The sequence below is a fragment of the Xanthomonas sp. DAR 80977 genome (assembly GCF_041240605.1).
Taxonomy (GTDB): Bacteria; Pseudomonadota; Gammaproteobacteria; order Xanthomonadales; family Xanthomonadaceae; genus Xanthomonas_A; species Xanthomonas_A bundabergensis.
In genome coordinates this window covers 2,588,483-2,606,891 of the sequence record NZ_CP162487.1, presented here as the reverse complement: position 1 = coordinate 2,606,891, position 18,409 = coordinate 2,588,483, and the positions used below count along the sequence as shown (strand labels likewise).

Here is an 18,409-nt window from a genome sequence, read left to right as displayed (position 1 = left end):
AACGATGTAGCTTTTGCGGACAGGCCTAGTGCCCGAAAAAGTTGGTGGAGCCAGCCGGGATCGAACCGGCGACCTCTTGCATGCCATGCAAGCGCTCTCCCAGCTGAGCTATGGCCCCACGTGTGCTGCGAGGAGCGGAATATTAGCGATGGCATCCGGTCCGCGCAAGCGTTTTTTGAAGTTTTTTAACGCGACGCACAACGGGATTTCCGCCATCGGCGGTCGCGGCCGCAATCGCGTGCACCCAACGCATCGACACGTTGCGCTTCCATCGCAAGAAAACCAGGCGCCGCCCACGCGCTTCGACCAATCGGCCAGGCGGAAAACGAATGCCGCATCGCGCGTCACGCGCTTCTCCATATATATGGCGCGTCGTTGCTGCCGGCTTCCCACAGGCGTTGACGCACCTGGCGCTTGGGCCGAGCGGATGCCGACACGCCACGCGCGCGCATCTGCGGCAGTCGGCGCGCGCTGCCGCCCTGCTCGACCGCTTGGTGATCTTCATTCGATGCACTGCGGTCCGGATCGGGCGCGACATCCGTCAGTGTGTCGGGGGGAGAGGTGGTCGTGGCCGAGCGCTGCGGTGCGGCCGCAGGTCCGTGCGGGCCTGCGGGACCGGACCAGCGCGCAAAAAACAAACGGCAGCCGAAGCTGCCGTAGGTCCTGGTGCCGAAGGTGGGACTCGAACCCACACGCTTTTAAGGGCGGCGGATTTTGAGTCCGCTGCGTCTACCGATTCCGCCACTTCGGCGCGGCCGCGAAGTATAGCCGAGCGCACGCGCCTGCGACAGGGGTAAACCCTTCATGTTCGCTGGGATCGCGATCTAACCGGGGCCCTTGCGGCTGCCGCTATACTTTCCGTTCCCAAACCTTAACGAGCAAGCGATGTCGGCATTGCGGGGCCTGCGTATCCTGGTGGTCGAGAATGACGAAATGAACGCCACGCTGCTGGAACTGCAGCTTGCCCAAGCCGGTGCCGAGGTGATCGGCCCTGCCGAGTCGGTACGGCAGGCGCTGGCGCTGATCGAACAGGAGCGCCCCGACCGGGCGGTGCTCGATTTCCGCCTGGCCGCGGGCGAGACCAGCGAAGCGGTCGCGCGGATGCTCACCGAACAGGCGATCCCGTATGTGCTGGCCACCGGCGTCGCCGCCGAGTCGCTTCCTGCCGGCTTCGCCGCCGGCGTGGTCCTGACCAAGCCGTACCTGTCGGAACAGCTGATCAAGGCGCTGGGCGATGCTCACGCGAAAATGACCGCCCGGCCTTGACAATCCCGATCGGGAGCCTGCCCCGCAGGGATCGATTCAAGGGACATCGCCATCAACGCTCACGACTGCTCGCCTCCTCCTGTCTGGCTGCCCGCCAACAGCGTTACGGCAGAGTTGCTGCGCGCCAAGGATTGGTCGGGCCATGAACTGGGCCCGCTGCGGGAATGGCCGCAGAGTCTGCGCTCGGCATTGTCGATCTGCCTGAGCTCGCGTTTCCCGATGGTGATCCGCTGGGGACCGCGGATGATCAACCTGTACAACGACGCCTACATCCCGATCCTGGGGATGCGCCACCCCTTCGCGTTCGGGCGTGCGGTGGCCGAGGTGTGGCCGGACGTCTGGCCGACGGTGTCGGCGCAGGCCGAACAGGTGCTGGCGACCGGCGAGCCGACCTGGAACGAGCACGTGCCGTTCGTGATGATGCGCAACGGCTACGAGGAAGAGGTCTATTTCACCTTTTCCTACAGCCCGGTCTTCGACGACCACGGCGGCATCGGCGGCGTGCTGTGCGTGTGTACCGAGGACACGGCACGGATCAAGCTGGAACGCGAACGCGATGGCTTGCTGCGGGCGCTGGACGCGCAGCGGGCGCAGATGGCCGACGCGTTCGAGCAGTCGCCGGCGGCGCTGGCGATCCTGCGTGGCCCGGACTACGTGGTCGAGAGCGTCAACCGGCGCTACCAGCAACTGGTCGGGCCGCGCGAGGTGGTCGGCAAGCCGCTGGCCGAGGCGATCCCGGAGATCCAGCAGCAGGGTTTCATCCGCCTGCTCGACAACGTACGCGCCAGCGGCCTGCCCTTCACCGGCGAATCGATGACCTTCAACCTGCGCCGCACGCCGCACGAGACGGTCTCCGAAACCACGCTGGAATGCGTGTACCAGCCGATGCGCGACGCCGAAGGCAAGGTCACCGGCGTGCTGGTCCACGGCATCGACCGCACCGAGCAGACCCGCGCGCAGGCCCACGACAGCTTCCTGCTGATGCTGGAGGACGCGCTGCAGAACCTGGACAGCGCCGAGGCCATCTGCGAGACCGGCGCCGAACTGCTCGGCCGGCACCTGCAGGCGAACCGCTGCGCGTATGCGATCGTCGATGCCGACGAAGACGCCTTCGACGTGCGCGCCGACTATGTCGACGGCACCGCGCACCTGACCGGGCGCGCGCGCTTCAGCGAGTTCGGCAGCGACCTGCTGGAATGCATGCGCGAGAACCGGCCGTGGGTGGTGCAGGACACCGAGGCGTATGCGCCGCCGCTGCATGTCGACGACCCCGGCTACCGGCGTCTGGGCATGCGCGCGATGCTGAGCGCGCCGTTGCACAAGGCCGGCCGCCTGGTCGCCGTGGTCGGCGTGCACCAGCTGCAGCCGCGGGTGTGGACGTCGGCGGAGATCGAACTGGTGCGGCTGGTCGCGGCGCGCTGCTGGGAATCGATGGAGCGCGCCGGCGCGCAATCGGACCTGGCGCGCAGCGAGGCGCGCCTGCGCGAGCTGGCCGATGCGATGCCGCAGATCGTGTTCACCGCCACGCCCGACGGCGAGGTCGACTACTTCAACCGGCGCTGGTACGAATACACCGGCCTGCCGGCCGGCGAATCCGGCTACGCCAGCTGGCGCAAGGTGCATACCGAGGACGGCCTGGCGCGGGCGATGCAGGCCTGGCCGCACGCCGTGCGCAGCGGCGAACCCTACGAGATCGAGTACCCGCTGCGCCGCCACGACGGCAGCTATCGCTGGCACCTGGGCCGCGCGCTGCCGATCCGCGATGGCGACGGCGCGATCGTGCGCTGGATCGGCACCAATACCGACATCCACGATCGCCGCGTGGTCGAGCAGCGGCTGCAGGAAAGCGAACTGCGCTTCCGCAACCTGTGCGACAACGCGCCGGTGCTGATCTGGATGGGCAATGCCGACGGCGATTGCGAATACGTCAGCCGCCAGTGGTACCTGTTCACCGGGCAGACCGAACAGGAGGCGATGGGATCCGGCTGGATGGAGAAGATCCATCCCGACGACGCCGCCGCGGTCGGGCGCACGATGGCCCGCGCCGCCGCCGACCGCCGCGCGTTCGCCATCGAATACCGACTGCGCCGCCACGACGGCGAGTACCGCTGGTGCGTGGACACCGCCTCGCCGCGCTTCAGCGCGTCGGGCCAGTTCCTCGGCTTCATCGGCTCGCTGCTGGATATCGCCGAACGCAAGCGCATCGAGAACGCCACCGTCGCCGAACGCGCGGCGCTGGAAATGATCACCACCGGCAAGCCGTTGAGCGCGGTGCTGGAATCGATCGCACGCGGCATCGAGGCGCAGAGCGACGTGGGCCTGCGCTGCACTATCATGCTGGTCGACGAACACCGCCAGTGCCTGCTGGAAGGCGCCGCGCCGAGCATGCCCGCGTCGTTCCGCAAGGTGGTGCACCGCCTGCCGATCGGCGAGCGCAGCGGCTGTTGCGGCCGCGCCGCGTTCCTGCGCCGGCAGGTGCTGTGCAGCGACGTGCGGGTGGACCCGAACTGGCAGGACTACCTGGTCGCGGCCGCCGAGGCGGACATCGTGTCCTGCTGCTCCACGCCGATCCTGGCCAGCGACGGCCAGGTGCTGGGGGTGGTCGCGCTGTACTACCCGTTCGTGCACTACCCGACCGTGCACGAGCAGGACCTGGCGCGCTCGGCCTCGCACCTGGCCGGCATCATCATCGAGCGCCGCGAAACCGACCAGCGCCTGCAGCAGCTGCTGGCCGCCGAGCAGAGCGCGCGCGGCGAGGCCGAGCGCGCCAGCCGCATGAAGGACGAATTCCTGGCCACGCTGAGCCACGAGCTGCGCACCCCGCTCAACGCGATCCTGGGCTGGTCGCGGCTGATGCAGGGCGATGCGGTGCGCGAGAAGGACCTGGCCAGGGGCCTGGAAGTGATCGAGCGCAGCGCCCATGCGCAGGCGCAGATCATCGACGACCTGCTGGACATGAGCGCGATCCTGTCCGGCAAGGTGCGCCTGGACCCCACCGAGCTGGATCTGTGCGCGCTGCTCGGCGAAGCGCTCGATGCGGCGCGGCCCGGCGCCGAGGGCAAGGGCATCGACATCGTCCTGCAGCCGTGCGACGACAGCCCCGCCCTGCCCTATCTCGGCGACGCGGTGCGCCTGCGCCAGGTGCTGACCAACCTGATCGGCAATGCGATCAAGTTCACCCCCAGCGCGGGCAAGATCACGGTGACCCTGGACAGCAGCAGCACCCATCTGCGCATCTGCGTCAGCGACAGCGGCGTCGGCATCGATCCGGCATTCCTGCCGCACGTGTTCGACCGTTTTCGCCAGGCCGACGCCAGCAGCACGCGCAGCGCCGGCGGACTCGGCCTGGGTCTGGCGATCGCCAAGCAACTGGCGGAAATGCACCACGGGCAGTTGTCGGTCAGCAGCGACGGCATCGGCCTGGGCGCCACCTTCACCCTGTTGCTGCCGCGCAACGATCTGCAAGGCATGGGCCCGGCGCGGCGCAACGACGGTGCGGCGATCGCCGCGGCCGCGCTGCAACGTGGCGGGGTCCGCCTGAACGGGGTGCGCGTGCTGGTCGTCGACGACGACATGGACTCGCGCGGCGTGACCCAACGCTTCCTGCAGGAAGCCGGCGCGGTGGTCGAGGCCGCGGTCTCCGCCGACGATGCCGAGTCGCTGCTGCGCGAGCGACCTTACGACCTGCTGGTCAGCGACGTGGGCATGCCGCGCCGCGACGGGCACAGCCTGATCCGCAGCGTGCGCGCGCGCGGCGCCGGCGCGGTCAGCCGCATTCCGGCGATCGCGCTGACCGCATACGTGCGCGGCGAGGATCGCTCGCTGGCGCTGGAGGCCGGCTTCAACGCGCATCTGGGCAAGCCGGTGGACCCGACCAAGCTGATCGCACTGGCCGCCTCGCTGACCCAGCCGCAGGTCGCCGCCGAACCGGATCCAAACGCCACCGCCGAGCCGGCCTGAGCCGACATCGCGCCGCGGGGTGGGATGCGTGCCGCGGCCAGGCCGGCGGCACGCCCAGGACTCAGTTGCGCTTGGCGCGGGCGAACGCGTCGGCCAGGGCGCTGTTCAGCGGCGGCGCCGCCGGCGTGCGCGGCTTGCCGTTGCCGCCACCGTTGCCGCCATTGCCACCACGCGCATCGCGCTCGCGGCGCGGCGCGCCCGGCGCCGGACGCGCGCCGCCATCGCGCTCGCCGGCGCGTGCCGATGCCGGTGCCGGCGTGTCGTCCAGGCGCCGGGTCAACGCGATGCGCTTGCGCGCCACGTCCACTTCCAGCACCTTGACCTTGACGATGTCGCCGGCCTTGACCACGTCGCGCGGATCCTTGACGTAGCTGTCGGACAAGGCCGAGATGTGCACCAGCCCGTCCTGGTGCACGCCGATGTCGACGAAGGCGCCGAACGCGGCGACATTGCTGACCACGCCTTCCAGCACCATGCCCGGCTTGAGGTCCTTGATGTCCTCCACCCCGTCGGCGAAGCGCGCGGCCTTGAATTCCGGGCGCGGATCGCGGCCCGGCTTCTCCAGTTCCTTGAGGATGTCGCGCACGGTCGGCACGCCGAACTTCTCGTCGGTGAACTGGTCCGGCTTGAGCGCGCGCAGGAAACCGCCGTCGCCGATCAGCGCCTTGATCGGCTTGCCGGTGGCGCCGACGATGCGCTCCACCACCGGATACGCTTCCGGGTGCACCGACGAAGCGTCCAGCGGCTCGTCGCCGTCGGCGATGCGCAGGAAGCCAGCGCATTGCTCGAAGGTCTTGTCGCCCAGCCGCGGCACCTTCAGCAAATCCTTGCGGCGCTTGAACGGGCCGTTGTCGTCGCGGTGGCGCACGATGTTCTCGGCCACGCTGGCCGACAGCCCGGACACGCGCGACAACAATGCCGCCGAGGCGGTGTTGACGTGGACGCCGACCGCGTTGACGCAGTCCTCCACGCGCGCGTCCAGCGCCCGCGCCAGCCGGTACTGGTCCACGTCGTGCTGGTACTGGCCCACGCCGATCGCGTTTGGCTCGATCTTGACCAGCTCCGCCAGCGGGTCCTGCAGGCGCCGCGCGATCGACACCGCGCCGCGCAGCGACACGTCCAGCTGCGGGAACTCCTTGGCCGCGAATTCGGACGCCGAATACACCGACGCGCCGGCCTCGCTGACCACGATCTTCTCCAGCTTCAGCTGCGGGTTCTGCTTGATCAGGTCGGCGGCCAGCTTGTCGGTCTCGCGGCTGGCGGTGCCGTTGCCGATCGCGATCAGTTCCACGCCATGCTGTGTGCACAGCTGCCGCAGCGTGTGCAGCGACTGGTCCCACTGCCTGCGCGGCTCGTGCGGATAGATGGTGTCGGTGGCGAGCAGCTTGCCGGTGGCGTCGACCACCGCGATCTTGCAACCGGTGCGGATGCCCGGATCCAGGCCCAGAGTCACCCGCGCGCCGGCCGGCGCGGCCAGCATCAGGTCCTGCAGGTTGTCGCCGAACACCGCGATCGCCTCGGCTTCGGCCTTCTCGCGCGCCTGGTTGAACAGGTCCAGCAGCAGGTGCATGTGCAGCTTGGCGCGCCAGGTCAGGCGGCATGCGTCGAGCAGCCAGCGATCGCCGGGACGGCCCTGGTTGGCGATGCCGGCGCGCAGCGCGACGCGGCCCTCGGCGTACTGGTGGCCGGCCTCGGCATCGCTGCCCGGGTCCAGCTCCAGGTACACGATCTCTTCGCGGCGCGCGCGGAACAGCGCCAGCAAGCGGTGCGAGGGAATCTTGGCCAGCGCCTCGGCATGGTCGAAGTAGTCGCGGTACTTGGCGCCCTCCTGCTCCTTGCCTTCGGCCACGCGCGCACGGATCACGCCGACGTCGCCGAGCCAGCCGCGCAGTTCGCCGACCAGCGCCGCGTCTTCGCCCCAGCGCTCCATCAGGATCGCGCGCGCGCCTTCCAGCGCCGCCTTGACGTCGGCCACGCCCATGTCGGCATCGACGAAGCCGGCGGCGAAACTGTCCGGTGTCAGCGACGGATCGGCCAGCAGGCCATCGGCCAGCGGCTCCAGGCCGGCTTCGCGCGCGATCTGCGCACGCGTGCGGCGCTTGGGCTTGTACGGCAGGTACAGGTCTTCCAGCCGCGACTTGGTATCGGCGGCGACGATCTCCGCGCGCAGTTCGGCGCTGAGCTTGCCCTGTTCGTCGATGCTGGCCAGCACCGCGGCGCGGCGGTCTTCCAGCTCGCGCAAATAGGTCAGGCGGGTTTCCAGGTTGCGCAGCTGGGTGTCGTCGAGGCCGCCGGTGACTTCCTTGCGGTAGCGCGCGATGAACGGGACGCTGGCGCCTTCGTCGAGCAAGGCGATGGCGGCGCGGGCCTGTGCCGGCTGCGCGCCGATCTCGGCGGCGATGGTATTGGCGATCTGCTGGGCGAGCTGAGTGTCGTGCATTGCGTCCGGCCGGAGCCGCCTTGCGGAAAACCGCCATTTTCGCAGCGCCCGCGCCATCGGGGAACCCGTTGACAGGGGCGCGCCGACCTGTCGGCATCGGCGCACGCCGCAGGCCGGGTGGTCGGGATCAGCTCACCCCGGTGGGGCCGTCCAGCACCATGCGTACCTTGCGGGTCAGCTCCTGGCGGTTGTACGGCTTGGACAACACGTCGAACTCGGTGCCGCCGGCGTCGGTGCGCTCGAGCGAGGACTCGGCGTAGCCGGTGGTCAGCAGCACCTTGAGCTTGGGCCGGCGCCGCCGCGCCTCGCGCGCCAGCATCACCCCGTTGAGTCCGCCGGGCATGATCAGGTCCGAATACAGCAGGTCCACGTGCAGGCCGTCGTCGAGCAGCTGCAACGCCTCGCGCGCATTGTGCGCCACGTGGGTGACGTAACCCTGGTCGTCCAGGAACAGCCGCGCCAGTTCGGCGATGTCCGGCCGGTCCTCCACGATCAGGATCGTCTCGTCGCCCTGCCGGTCGAACACGCGGCGCGAGCGCGAATCGCGCGGCGACATGTTCTCGACGTTGTCGTCGATCGGGAAGTACAGCCGCACCGTGGTGCCGTGGCCCTCTTCCGAATACAGCCGCACCGCGCCGCCGGACTGCTTGGCGAAGCCGTACACCATCGACAGGCCCAGGCCGGTGCCCTTGCCCTCCTCCTTGGTGGTGAAGAACGGATCCAGCACCCGTGCCAGCACCTCCGGCGGCATGCCGCTGCCGTTGTCGGTGACCGACACGCAGACGTAGTGGCCGGGCAGCAGGTTGTCGTAGGTGGTGGGCTCGTCGGCGCGGATCGAGACGTTGCGGGTCTGGATCACCAGGCGCGGCGCGGACTGCTCGGCCATCGCATCGCGTGCATTGATCAGGATGTTCAGCAGCGCCACCTCAGCCTGGGTCGGATCGATCCGGCAGTTGTGCAGGTCGGCCGCCAGGTCCAGCGAGAACGCGATGCCGTCGCCCAGCGTGCGCTCGGCCACGTCGCTCATGCCGGCGACCAGCGCGTTGAGGTTGAGCACGCGCCCTTCCAGCTTCTGCTTGCGCGCGAACGCCAGCAACTGCTGGGTCAGCCGCGCCGCCTGGCCGGCGGCGTCGCGCGCGCGCTCCACGCTCTTGCGCAGCCGCGACGGGTCCGGCGACTCGCGCTCCAGGCCGTGCTCGATCAATTCCAGATAGCCGGACATGACCTGCAGCAGGTTGTTGAAGTCGTGCGCGATGCCGCCGGTCAGCTGGCCCAGCGCCTCCATCTTCTGCGCCTGGCGCAACGCGTCCTCGGTGTCGCGGCGGCGGCTGACGTCCAGTTGCGAGCCGAAGTAATAGACCAGCTCGCCGTGCTCGTTGTAGACCGGCGAGATGAACAGCGCGTTCCAGAAACTGGAGCCATCCTTGCGGTAATTGAGGATCTCCACGGCCACGTCGTTGCGCGCGGCGATCGCCTCGCGCACGCTGTCCACGGTATCGCGATCGGTGTCGGGTCCCTGCAGGAAGCGGCAGTTGTTGCCGAGCAGTTCTTCGCTGCTGTAGCCGGTCATCTCCAGGAACGCGCGGTTGACGAACACGATCGGATTGTCCGCCTGCCGCGGATCGGTGACGATCATCGGCATGCGCGTGGTTTCCACGGCGGCGAAGAAGATGTCGCTGCGGTGGTCGGACAGATCGGCGGTGGTGCTTTCGTGGACGGTGACGCGCGGCAGGTTACGGGAATCGGGTGCGGGCATGGGCGAAGGCAGATCGATGCGAACCGCTGCTGGCCCGGCTAGGCGGGCGACCACACCGGGGTTCGCATGCCGGCGTCAACGCGAATAGTACCTGTGCAGCCGTTCCACCACGATCTCCTCCTGCAGCGATTCCAGCGCCATGATCCGGACCCGCCGATCGCTCAGCGCAAGCACGCGCTCGACGTAGATTTCCGGCCCGGTGTCGGTCTGCTTCATCGACTTGCTGAAGCCATAGGGCATCACGCCCTTCTCGCCATCCTTGCTGCCACCGATGTACAGAACGACCGACATGACGCTTCCTCTGCTGGGAATTCGTGGAACTGGCGCGCAGCCTACACAGCGCGTCGTGAGGGATCTCTCCACGCAGGTTAATCGCGGCTGTTTGCCCGCAAATGACTTACTTCGAACTCACGCCGGCTTAACCGAAATTAGGCATTAGTCGCGCACTCCTCATCGCTGCGAACACGCATGGATCTCAAGAGCGGCTACCCTTTCTGGTCGGTGCGCAACGGCCTGATGCACAGCTTCCCGCAACTGCGCGGCGACCTGCGCTGCGACGTGGCGATCGTCGGCGGCGGCATCACCGCCGCCTTGATCGCCGACGAACTGGTCGCGCATGGCCACGACGTCGCGGTGCTGGAACAACGCGACATCGGCTGGGGCAGCACCGCGGCCAGCACCGCGCTGCTGCAGTACGAGATCGACACGCACATGCTCGACCTGGCCAAGCGCTACGGCGAAGACAGCGCCGCCCTCGCCTACCGTTCCTGCGCGCAGGCGCTGGAACAGCTGCGTGCGCTGGTGCGGCCGCTGCGCGACGTCGACTTCGGCTGGAACGACAGCCTGTACTACGCCAGCCGCCGTCGCCATGTGCGCGTGCTGCAGCAGGAACTGCAATTGCGCGCGCGCCACGGGCTGGACGTGGAATGGCTGGATGCGCAGGCGCTGCGTGCCGGCTACGGGGTGCAGGCGCATGGCGCGATCCTCAGCCACCAGGCCGCGCGGGTCGATCCCTATCGCCTGACCTATCGCCTGCTCGGGCGCGCGCACAGGCGCGGCGCCGGCGTCTACGACCGCACCCGCATCGCGCACATCGCGGTCAACGGCCGCGGCGCCACGCTGCGCACCGAGCAGGGCGTGCAGGTGCGCGCCGGTCACGTGGTGATGGCCGCCGGCTATGCCAGCCAGGACTGGCTGGACCGGCGCGTGGCCAAGAACCGCAGCAGCTACGCCTTCGTCAGCGATCCGCTGGACGACGCCCAGCTCGGCGCGCTGAAGGACACCATGGTGTGGGAAAGCGCGCGCCCCTATCTGTACCTGCGCAGCACCGGCAACGGACGCATCGTCGCCGGCGGCGAGGACGACAGCGTGGACATTCCGTCGCGCCGCGATGCGCGCGTGGACAGCAAGGCGCGCACGCTGTGCCGCAAGATCGCCAAGGCGCTGCCGGGCCTGGAACTGCAGCCGACCTTCGCCTGGGGCGGCACCTTCGCCGAGACCGACGACGGCCTGCCGTTCTTCGGCCCGCACCCGCAGCACGGGCCGCGCATGCAGTTCGCGATGGCCTATGGCGGCAACGGCATCACCTACAGCATGCTGGGCGCAGGCCTGTTGCGCGCGCAGATCGAACGCCGCGCGCATCCGCTCAAGCACCTGTTCGGTTTCGCCCGGCTGGACTGAGCGTCAGCGCCGTCCCGGCCACCAGCCGTGGCCGTGCAAGGCGTAGCGGTCGGCGGCACGCTCGAACGGGTTGCGCACGCCGACCCCGCCGCAGGCGAAGTACACCGGCAGGAACACCGGGCCGAGCAGCAGGTATTGCAGCACGTGGGCGCGCTCGTGGTCGCCCAGGCGCACGTTCGGATGCCGGCAGCGGCCGGCGGCATGTTCGTAGGTGGCGCAGGCCACGTCCAGGTCGTCGGCGCTGACCAGGATCACGTTGCCGAGCGTCAACGCCCCGCGCGGCCCCCAGGGGAAGCGGTCGAACACCAGCGCCAGCTCGCGCCGGCTGATCCGCGCGCGCGCGCCGAACGGCATGGCGGCGACTCCGGCGATCAGGCCGAGCAGCGTATTGGGCGAGGTCCACAGCGCGCCGAGCGCGAAACCGGACACACGCAGCGCGGCCAGCGCCGGCCGCGTCAATCGGCTTCGTTGGGAATCAGCAGCCACAGGATCAGGTAGACCAGCATGCCGGGGAACGCGGCCGAGGCGATCGAGCCGACCACGTACACCACGCGCAGCAGCGTCGCGCTCCAGCCGAAGCGGTGCGCGATGCCGCCGATCACGCCGGCGATCATGCGGTCGTTGAGCGAGCGCGACAATGTGCGGGTGGGCTGGGACATGGCGGCGGCTCCTGCGGCGAAGGCGCGCTCAGTCTGGGCGCGGCGCCGCGGACGCGGCGTGACGGCGCAGCGCGGCCAGTTGCTGCGCGAACCAGGCCGCCGCGTCCTGCTCCGGCTGGCCCGGGCAGGCCACCCGGTAGGCCTGGCCGCTGGTGCTGCTGCGGCTGGCGCCGCGCTCGATGAACTGCTCGGCGCTGGCGGCCAGGTCGCGCTTGCGCAGGTAGTCGTACTTGCGCTGCAGATGCGCCTTGGCCTCGGCCGCCGGATACCAGCTGCCGTTGCGCTGGAACCGGCACGGCGAGGCCTGCAGCGCCGCCAGCAGCGCCTGGATCTCGCGCTCGGCGGCCGGCGGCGGCGCGGCGACGGCGGCCATCGCGCAGGCACAGGCCAGGCCCGACGCGATCAGCCGCACGCCGAGCCGGCGCGAGGATGGCAGCGCACGCTGCATCAGGCGCTCATTGCCCGCCATCGCGCTCGGCCAGCCAGCGGTGCAGCGCCGCCGGCACCTCGCGCTGCGCGCGGCCGGACACGTAGATGCCGATATGCCCGCCGCGGAAACTGAGCTCGGCGTAGTCGTCGCTGCCGACCAGCCCGCGCAGCGCCCGCGAGGCGTCCGGCGGCACCAGGTGGTCCTGTTCGGCGTAGATGTTGAGCACCGGCATGCTCACCCGCGCCAGGTCCACGGCGTGTTCGCCGATGCGCGCGCGGCCGTGCACCAGCGCGTTGTCCTGGTAGAACTGCTTGACGAATTCGCGGAACGTCTCGCCGGCCAGGTCGGGCGAATCGAAGATCCATTTCTCCATGCGCAGGAAGTCTTCCAGCGCACGCGGATCGTCGAGGATGTCCAGCAGCCCCACGTATTTCTGCAGGTTCAGCCGGAACGGCTTGAGCATCAGGTAGCTGGCGTTCATCAGGTCGGCCGGCACGTTGCCCAGCGTGTCCACGAACAGGTCCACGTCCACCTGTCGCGCCCAGTTGGACAGCATGTTGTCCGGGGTATGGAAATCCACCGGCGTCACCATCGTCACCAGGTTGCGCACCTTGGCCGGCTGCAGCGCCGCATAGCACAGCGAGAAGGTGCCGCCCTGGCAGATGCCGAGCACGTTGATCGGCGCCGCGGCCGCGCCGCGCAGGTGATCGACCGCGCCGTCGATGTAGCGCAGCAGATAGTCTTCCAGGGTCAGGTAGCGCTCGGAACGGTCGGGATAGCCCCAGTCCAGCACATACACGTCCTCGCCCAGCGCCAGCAGGCCCTGCACCAGCGAACGGTCGGCCTGCAGGTCGACCATGTACGGGCGGTTGACCAGCGCATAGACGATCAGCAGCGGCACCTTCGCGGTGGGCGGCTGGTTGCCGACGAAGCGGTACAGCACCACCTTGCCGTCGCGCCACACTTCCTGCCGCTCGGTAACGCCGTACTGCACCTCGTCCAGCCCGGGCAGCACGCGCAGCCCTTCCATGAGCTTGCGCTGCAGCTCCAGGGTTTCCTGCAGCAGGTCGTCGCTGCTGAAGCTCAACGGCCCTTTCATGCGCGGCTCCGGCGCGGTGCCGCAGCCGGCTTGGCGCGGGTCGGCTTGGCGGCGGGCCTGGAGGCTGCGGCCGCCCTGGGCCTGGGCTTGGCGGTTGATCCGGGCTTGGCGGTTGGCTTGGGCTTGGAAGCGGCACGCGCGGCGGACCGCTTCGCCGCGCCGGCAGCAGGCGCAGGCTTGGGCGCCGCAGCCGGCGCAGGCCTGGACCGCGCCGTCGGACGCGTCGCGGTCGTGCCGCTCGCAGTGGCCTGTGGCTTTTCAGCAGGCGCCGCGGCAGGGGCTGTTGCCCGCTCCAGGCGCCGCAGCCGCCGCTCCAGGTCGGCGATATGCCGATGCGCCGCATCCAGTTCGGTGCGGGTCGGCAGGCCCAACTGCTCGCTCAGCTGCTCGGTCTCGCGCTGCAGCAGCGCGCGCAGGCGCATCTGCGCATTGGCGAAGCCGGCATACACCTGGCGGAACTCTTCCGACAGCGCCGAGGCCGCATAGGCCTCTTCGGCGGCGTCGATCCACAGGTCGAACATCGCCCGCGCATTGGTCAGCTGGCTGCCGGGATCCTCGTGCTCGCGCAGCTTGGCCTCGAACACGCCGAAGGCGCGGTCGATCGCGCCCTGCAACTGACCCAGGTAGGCCTGCAGCTGCGCCTGGTAGTCCTGCTGGGCCTTGGCCAGGGCGCGCCAGCGCGCATGGTGGTTACGGCCCGGACCGAAGCCGGGCATCTGCAGCCACGGCCCGCTGTCGCGCTGCCAGCCCTGCAGCCAGTGCGCCGCCTGCTGCAGCCAGGGATCCACGCCGGCCTGGCCGACGCCGCGCGCGGTGCCGAGCAGCCACTGCAGCATCTGCTCGCGCTGGCCCTGCACCTGCTGCTTCCAGGCATCGGCCACGTCCGCACTGCTGGCATCGCGGCCGGCGAACTGCGCGGCCACCTGCTGCATCGCGCCGAACCAGTCGCCGGCCTGCTGCTGCAGCCGCGACACCGCGTCCTCGGCCTGCGCCCCGGTGCCGCGCGGCAGCCACTGCGCCCAGGTCTCGATCGCCTCGCGCCAGCCGCCGCTGCCGGCGCCCTCGGCGGGCGGCGGCGCAGGCGCGGCGCCGCCCTGGCGCAACGCCTCGCTCCAGGCGCTCCAGTATTGCCGCGCCAGTGCCTCGAAATCGCCGGCACCGTCGCCGCCGCTAGCCTTCATCGCCACCCTCCCAGGTCAGGCCGGAATGATAGCAACTGCACCCGCTCAGGGCTTGGGAATGCGCAGGGTCTTGCTGATCATCAGCGAACCGGACAGGGCGAACAGCAGCACCAGCGGATGCAGCAGCCACGGCCCCAGCCGCCATTCGCCCCACCACAGCGCGTCGCCGAGATGGCCCAGGTGCGCGGCCACCGCGAGCACGATCACCAGCGCCAGGCTGCTCGGGATCGGCGTGCCTTCGAAATACGGCACCTTGTCGCCATCGCCGGCCAGTTGCTCGGCGGTGACGTTGTAGCGCGCCAGGCGGCTGACCCCGCAGCACACGAAGAAGCTCAGCACCAGCCAGTCCCAACCGCCCTGCATGCCGCAGGCGTAGGCCAGCGCGGCCGGGGCGACGCCGAAGGAGATCACGTCGGCCAGCGAATCCAGCTCGCGCCCGAGCGTGGAGGAGGACTTGCGCCAGCGCGCCACGCGCCCGTCCAGCGCATCGAACACGAACGCCAGCGGGATCAGCGCCATGCCGATCAGCAGGTCGCTGCGCCGCCCGTCCTGCAGGAAGCGCATCGCCGCGAACACCGCGCCGGTGCCGCAGAAGGCGTTGGCCAGGGTGAACCAGTCGGCCAACTGGAATTCGCGCAGCATCGAGAAGTGGCGTTTCATCGGCATAGCGTGACGGGTCCGGCGTGAGAAGGGTGCGACCGGCACAGGGTAGCGTGGCACCGGCGCACTGGCGAGAACCGCCGCCATGGCGTGGTCGCGCGGCGCTGCTACGCTGCGCACTTTCCCCCGACAGGTGCCTTCCATGCAGACCGTCCTGATCACCGGCGCCGCCAGCGGCATCGGCGCCGGCATCGCCGGCGAACTGGCCGCCGGCGGCCGCCACATCGTCGTCAGCGACCTGGATGCCGATGCCGCGGCCGCCGTGGCCGCGCAGCTGCGCGAGGCCGGCGGCTCGGCCGAGGCGGTGGCGCTGGATGTGGCCAGCGAGGCCAGCATCGGCGCGGCGCTGGCCGCGCTGTCGCGGCCGGTGGACGTGCTGGTCAACAACGCCGGGCTGCAGCACGTGGCGCCGCTGCAGGAGTTCCCGATGGCCAGGTGGAGCCTGCTGGTGGAGGTGATGCTGACCGGCGTGGCGCGGCTGACCCAGGCCGTGCTGCCTGGGATGCGCGAGCGCGGCTTCGGCCGCATCGTCAACATCGGCAGCATCCACTCGCTGGTGGCCAGCCCGTACAAGAGCGCCTACGTCGCCGCCAAGCACGGCCTGGTCGGATTCTCCAAGGCGATCGCGCTGGAGACCGCCGATGCCGACATCACCATCAACACGCTGTGCCCCAGCTACGTGAAGACGCCGCTGGTGGACAGGCAGATCGCCGACCAGGCGCGCACCCGCCGCATTTCCGAGGCCGACGTGATCGCGCAGGTGATGCTCAAGCCGATGCCCAAGGGCGTGTTCATCGACTACGACGAGCTGGCCGGCTGCGTCGCGTTCCTGGCCTCGCCGGCGGCGCGCAACATCACCGCGCAGACCATCGCCATCGACGGCGGCTGGACCGCGCAGTAGCGGCGCGGCGCGCTTCGGCAAGGCGGACGCTGGCCGCGGCGGCAATCGGCGCTGGCGAATTTTTCGCCAATGCCGCCGCAGGCGTTGCGCCGCAACGCGGCGCCGCGCTTATCCACAGACTTTGGCCGATTCCATCCACACCCGCTGTGGAGAAGCCCGGCACGGCCTGGTGAAATTTTCGCCACCCGGCAAAATCGGGCAGCGATTTCAGCGACTTGCCATGCTTGCCCACAGGCTTGTGCAGGATCGATCCACAGCCGCTGTGGACAAGCCAGGCGCCGCGGCGCGCGGGCGCGACGGCGCTCAGACCCGCGAATAGCGCCACGACAGCATGCGCCCGTCGCGGTACGGCATCACCCCGTGGAACGGACGCGGATCGCCGTCGAACACCAGTGGCAGGAAGTGGCGGTCGCCCTCCCACAACGGCAGCGACGCCATGTCCGCCACCGGCACCCAGGCCAGCGTGCCCTCGGCGTTCTCGGTGAACGGTTCGCCGCTGTAGGCGTCGATCAGGAACAGGAAGCCCAGCCAGTCCTCGCCATGCTTGCCGAAGCCGGGCCAGCTGATCGTGCCGCGCAGTTGCAGCGCGTCGCACTCGATGCCGGCTTCCTCGCGAATTTCGCGGCGCATGCCGTCCAGCACGTCCTCGTCGGCCTCGACCTTGCCGCCCAGGCCGTTGTACTTGCCCAGGTGGTGATCGCCGGGACGCGCATTGCGGTGGATCAGCAGCACCTTGGAACGGTCGGGCGACAGCACATAGCCCAGCGTGGCGACGATCGGGGTATAGGGCATGCGGCAGGCGGGCGAGTCGGCGGGCGCGCAGTATGCCGCATCCGCCGCGGCGACAAGCGCTACGGGGCCGGCGTCGCCGCGTCCTGCGCCGGGCGCTGCAGCGGCGCGGCCGGCTTCAGCGTGGCCACGCCATGGCCACGCTCGGCCAGGTATTCCAGCCACTTGCTGAGGAAGGTGTTCATGCGCATGCGGTGGCTGATCAGCTCCGCCGGCGGCGGATACAGCCCCATCACGTCCTGCCAGCGGCGGCCGACGTAGCAATGCGTGGTCTCGGCCTGGCGCGCGTCGCGGTACAGGCGCACGTAGGCCGACGGGTCCGGCTCGCCGGTGAGCGGATCGCACAGGTCGTAGGTGAGGCGCAGTTCCACCGTGTAGCGGTGGTGCTCGATCACGTCCAGGCGCAGGTCCAGGCCGTCGCCGACCGAGGACAGGTAGCTGCCCACCGCCAGGTCCGACGGCACGAACAGGCGATTCAGGTGCACGAAGTTCTCGGCGTACAGCCCCATCAGCCAGCCGAATCGGCTGAGCCGGGGGATGCGTTCGCTGCGGGTCAGGGCGTGCTGCATGGAGCCGATGCTACACGCTGCGACGCCGCGGCGGCAGCATTGACGGATCGCCCGCGGCGGCCTACCTTGGAAGTCTCGGCACGCTGGCGGCAAGCGCCCGCCTCGCCCGCGGCCCACTTGGCCGGCAGGCGCCGCACCCGCCCCTTCAGAACATCTCGCGCTGCAGCCCCAGCGTCGCCAGCACCTTGCTGGAAATCTCCTCGATCGAGGTATGCGTGGTGCTCTGGGTCGGGATCCGCTCCATCCTGAACATGGTCTCGGCCGCGGACACCTCGCGCCGGCAGGTCTCCAGGTTGGAATAGCGCGAATTCGGCCGCCGTTCCTGGCGGATCTGCTGCAGCCGGTCCGGATCGATGGTCAGCCCGAACAGCTTGCTGCGGTAGGGACGCAGCCGCGGCGGCAGCCGGTCGTGCTCCAGGTCCTCCTCGGTCAGCGGATAGTTGGCCGCGCGCACGCCGTAATGCAGCGCCAGGTAGATGCAGGTCGGCGTCTTGCCGGCGCGCGAGACGGCGACCAGGATCAGGTCGGCCTCGTCGTAGTTGATCGCGATGCCGTCGTCGTGGGTCAGCGCGAAGTTCATCGCGTTGATGCGGCGGTGGTAGGTCTCGAAATCGACCAGGCCGTGCGCCTGCCCCACGCGCGAATGCCGCGGCGCGTTCAATTCGCGCTCCAGCGGCTCGATGAACGGCGCGAACACGTCGAGCATCAAGGCGCCGCTCTCCGACAGCAGCATGCTCAGCTGCGGATCCACGCAGGAGTTGACCACGATCGGCCGCACCTGGTACCGCTCGCCGGCGGCATGGATGCGCTGCGCCGCCTCGCGCGCTTTTTCCGGATCGTCTACGAACGACATGCGGTCGGTGACGAAGCTGAAACCGCTGAACTGGGTGAGCAGGCTATGCCCAATGGTTTCAGCGGTGATACCGGTTCCATCGGAGACGTAGAACACCGGTCGGATCGTCGACATTGCCTGGATTCTCCTTGCTGAAACCCAACGGATACGCCCGATCGAGCTTGTG

16 protein-coding genes and 2 tRNA genes are annotated in these 18,409 nt (G+C 69.5%); 4 read left to right on the top strand and 14 right to left on the bottom strand.

Annotation, left to right across the window (positions count from 1 at the left end; translation table 11 throughout):
* Nucleotides 1-42: 42 nt before the first annotated feature.
* Together AB3X10_RS11195 and AB3X10_RS11190 are read right to left on the bottom strand one after the other, a co-directional pair.
* A tRNA-Ala gene (locus AB3X10_RS11195) sits at nucleotides 43-118 on the bottom strand.
* A gap of 546 nt (nucleotides 119-664) precedes the next feature.
* Nucleotides 665-751 (bottom strand) — tRNA-Leu (locus tag AB3X10_RS11190).
* A gap of 134 nt (nucleotides 752-885) precedes the next feature.
* Between AB3X10_RS11190 and AB3X10_RS11185 the strand changes: the two genes are divergently transcribed.
* Nucleotides 886-1,266, top strand: a complete 381-nt coding sequence (locus AB3X10_RS11185; RefSeq protein ID WP_145706501.1) for a response regulator — start codon at nucleotides 886-888, stop codon at nucleotides 1,264-1,266.
* A 189-nt stretch (nucleotides 1,267-1,455) separates the two neighbouring features.
* Entirely contained in the window at nucleotides 1,456-5,226 is a 3,771-nt protein-coding gene (locus AB3X10_RS11180; protein ID WP_369981488.1) for a PAS domain-containing protein, read from the top strand.
* A 61-nt stretch (nucleotides 5,227-5,287) separates the two neighbouring features.
* On the opposite strand, the gene AB3X10_RS11175 is transcribed toward AB3X10_RS11180, so the two are convergent.
* The 3 genes from AB3X10_RS11175 to AB3X10_RS11165 form a co-directional block, all read right to left on the bottom strand.
* Nucleotides 5,288-7,666 (bottom strand): Tex family protein, encoded by a 2,379-nt coding sequence (locus AB3X10_RS11175; protein ID WP_369981486.1) that lies wholly within the window; start codon nucleotides 7,664-7,666, stop codon nucleotides 5,288-5,290.
* 127 nt (nucleotides 7,667-7,793) lie between these two features.
* Nucleotides 7,794-9,422 carry a hybrid sensor histidine kinase/response regulator gene (locus tag AB3X10_RS11170; protein WP_369981485.1) on the bottom strand — a complete coding sequence of 543 codons (1,629 nt, stop codon included), beginning with the start codon at nucleotides 9,420-9,422 and terminating at the stop codon, nucleotides 7,794-7,796.
* A 75-nt stretch (nucleotides 9,423-9,497) separates the two neighbouring features.
* A complete protein-coding gene (locus tag AB3X10_RS11165; protein ID WP_369981482.1) occupies nucleotides 9,498-9,713 on the bottom strand; it encodes a hypothetical protein in 216 nt (71 codons plus the stop codon).
* Nucleotides 9,714-9,890: 177 nt separating this feature from the next.
* Here AB3X10_RS11165 and AB3X10_RS11160 point away from each other — a divergent pair, with 177 nt between their 5' ends.
* Complete coding sequence (locus AB3X10_RS11160; RefSeq protein ID WP_369981480.1) at nucleotides 9,891-11,102, top strand: NAD(P)/FAD-dependent oxidoreductase; 1,212 nt, start codon at nucleotides 9,891-9,893, stop codon at nucleotides 11,100-11,102.
* 3 nt (nucleotides 11,103-11,105) lie between these two features.
* On the opposite strand, the gene AB3X10_RS11155 is transcribed toward AB3X10_RS11160, so the two are convergent.
* The 6 genes from AB3X10_RS11155 to AB3X10_RS11130 all read right to left on the bottom strand — a co-directional run bounded on the left by AB3X10_RS11155 (nucleotide 11,106) and on the right by AB3X10_RS11130 (nucleotide 15,131).
* Nucleotides 11,106-11,561, bottom strand: coding sequence for a hypothetical protein (locus AB3X10_RS11155; protein WP_369981478.1), 456 nt, complete (start codon nucleotides 11,559-11,561; stop codon nucleotides 11,106-11,108).
* Nucleotides 11,558-11,761, bottom strand: coding sequence for a PspC domain-containing protein (locus AB3X10_RS11150; RefSeq protein WP_369981476.1), 204 nt, complete (start codon nucleotides 11,759-11,761; stop codon nucleotides 11,558-11,560). Before AB3X10_RS11150 ends, AB3X10_RS11155 begins: the two co-directional genes overlap by 4 nt.
* Nucleotides 11,762-11,789: 28 nt before the next feature.
* Entirely contained in the window at nucleotides 11,790-12,134 is a 345-nt protein-coding gene (locus tag AB3X10_RS11145; RefSeq protein WP_369981780.1) for a DUF5329 domain-containing protein, read from the bottom strand.
* Between the two features lie 82 nt (nucleotides 12,135-12,216).
* A complete protein-coding gene (locus tag AB3X10_RS11140; protein ID WP_369981474.1) occupies nucleotides 12,217-13,290 on the bottom strand; it encodes a class III poly(R)-hydroxyalkanoic acid synthase subunit PhaC in 1,074 nt (357 codons plus the stop codon).
* Complete coding sequence (phaE, locus tag AB3X10_RS11135; RefSeq protein ID WP_369981472.1) at nucleotides 13,287-14,471, bottom strand: class III poly(R)-hydroxyalkanoic acid synthase subunit PhaE; 1,185 nt, start codon at nucleotides 14,469-14,471, stop codon at nucleotides 13,287-13,289. Before phaE ends, AB3X10_RS11140 begins: the two co-directional genes overlap by 4 nt.
* A gap of 45 nt (nucleotides 14,472-14,516) precedes the next feature.
* Entirely contained in the window at nucleotides 14,517-15,131 is a 615-nt protein-coding gene (locus tag AB3X10_RS11130; RefSeq protein WP_369981470.1) for a CDP-alcohol phosphatidyltransferase family protein, read from the bottom strand.
* A gap of 142 nt (nucleotides 15,132-15,273) precedes the next feature.
* On the opposite strand from AB3X10_RS11130, the gene AB3X10_RS11125 reads away from it, so the two are divergent.
* The gene (locus AB3X10_RS11125) at nucleotides 15,274-16,032 is read left to right on the top strand and encodes a 3-hydroxybutyrate dehydrogenase (protein WP_369981469.1); all 759 of its coding nucleotides are present in this window, start codon (nucleotides 15,274-15,276) and stop codon (nucleotides 16,030-16,032) included.
* Between the two features lie 303 nt (nucleotides 16,033-16,335).
* Here the strand turns inward: AB3X10_RS11125 and AB3X10_RS11120 are convergent, their stop codons facing one another.
* The 3 genes from AB3X10_RS11120 to AB3X10_RS11110 all read right to left on the bottom strand — a co-directional run bounded on the left by AB3X10_RS11120 (nucleotide 16,336) and on the right by AB3X10_RS11110 (nucleotide 18,357).
* The gene (locus tag AB3X10_RS11120) at nucleotides 16,336-16,824 is read right to left on the bottom strand and encodes an NUDIX hydrolase (protein ID WP_145706479.1); all 489 of its coding nucleotides are present in this window, start codon (nucleotides 16,822-16,824) and stop codon (nucleotides 16,336-16,338) included.
* Nucleotides 16,825-16,883: 59 nt separating this feature from the next.
* On the bottom strand, nucleotides 16,884-17,390 hold the full coding sequence (locus AB3X10_RS11115) for a DUF1249 domain-containing protein (RefSeq protein WP_369981468.1): 507 nt from the start codon (nucleotides 17,388-17,390) through the stop codon (nucleotides 16,884-16,886).
* Between the two features lie 145 nt (nucleotides 17,391-17,535).
* Nucleotides 17,536-18,357, bottom strand: a complete 822-nt coding sequence (locus tag AB3X10_RS11110; RefSeq protein ID WP_369981467.1) for a pyruvate, water dikinase regulatory protein — start codon at nucleotides 18,355-18,357, stop codon at nucleotides 17,536-17,538.
* Nucleotides 18,358-18,409 lie beyond the last annotated feature (52 nt).

Coding starts and splice junctions, on each gene's coding strand:
- AB3X10_RS11185 (WP_145706501.1), top strand. CDS start 886: ATGTCGGCATTGCGGGGCCTGCGTATCCTGGTGGTCGAGAATGACGAA.
- AB3X10_RS11175 (WP_369981486.1), bottom strand. CDS start 7,666: ATGCACGACACTCAGCTCGCCCAGCAGATCGCCAATACCATCGCCGCC.
- AB3X10_RS11170 (WP_369981485.1), bottom strand. CDS start 9,422: ATGCCCGCACCCGATTCCCGTAACCTGCCGCGCGTCACCGTCCACGAA.
- AB3X10_RS11165 (WP_369981482.1), bottom strand. CDS start 9,713: ATGTCGGTCGTTCTGTACATCGGTGGCAGCAAGGATGGCGAGAAGGGC.
- AB3X10_RS11160 (WP_369981480.1), top strand. CDS start 9,891: ATGGATCTCAAGAGCGGCTACCCTTTCTGGTCGGTGCGCAACGGCCTG.
- AB3X10_RS11150 (WP_369981476.1), bottom strand. CDS start 11,761: ATGTCCCAGCCCACCCGCACATTGTCGCGCTCGCTCAACGACCGCATG.
- AB3X10_RS11145 (WP_369981780.1), bottom strand. CDS start 12,134: ATGGCCGCCGTCGCCGCGCCGCCGCCGGCCGCCGAGCGCGAGATCCAG.
- AB3X10_RS11140 (WP_369981474.1), bottom strand. CDS start 13,290: ATGAAAGGGCCGTTGAGCTTCAGCAGCGACGACCTGCTGCAGGAAACC.
- phaE (WP_369981472.1), bottom strand. CDS start 14,471: ATGAAGGCTAGCGGCGGCGACGGTGCCGGCGATTTCGAGGCACTGGCG.
- AB3X10_RS11130 (WP_369981470.1), bottom strand. CDS start 15,131: ATGAAACGCCACTTCTCGATGCTGCGCGAATTCCAGTTGGCCGACTGG.
- AB3X10_RS11125 (WP_369981469.1), top strand. CDS start 15,274: ATGCAGACCGTCCTGATCACCGGCGCCGCCAGCGGCATCGGCGCCGGC.
- AB3X10_RS11120 (WP_145706479.1), bottom strand. CDS start 16,824: ATGCCCTATACCCCGATCGTCGCCACGCTGGGCTATGTGCTGTCGCCC.
- AB3X10_RS11115 (WP_369981468.1), bottom strand. CDS start 17,390: ATGCAGCACGCCCTGACCCGCAGCGAACGCATCCCCCGGCTCAGCCGA.
- AB3X10_RS11110 (WP_369981467.1), bottom strand. CDS start 18,357: ATGTCGACGATCCGACCGGTGTTCTACGTCTCCGATGGAACCGGTATC.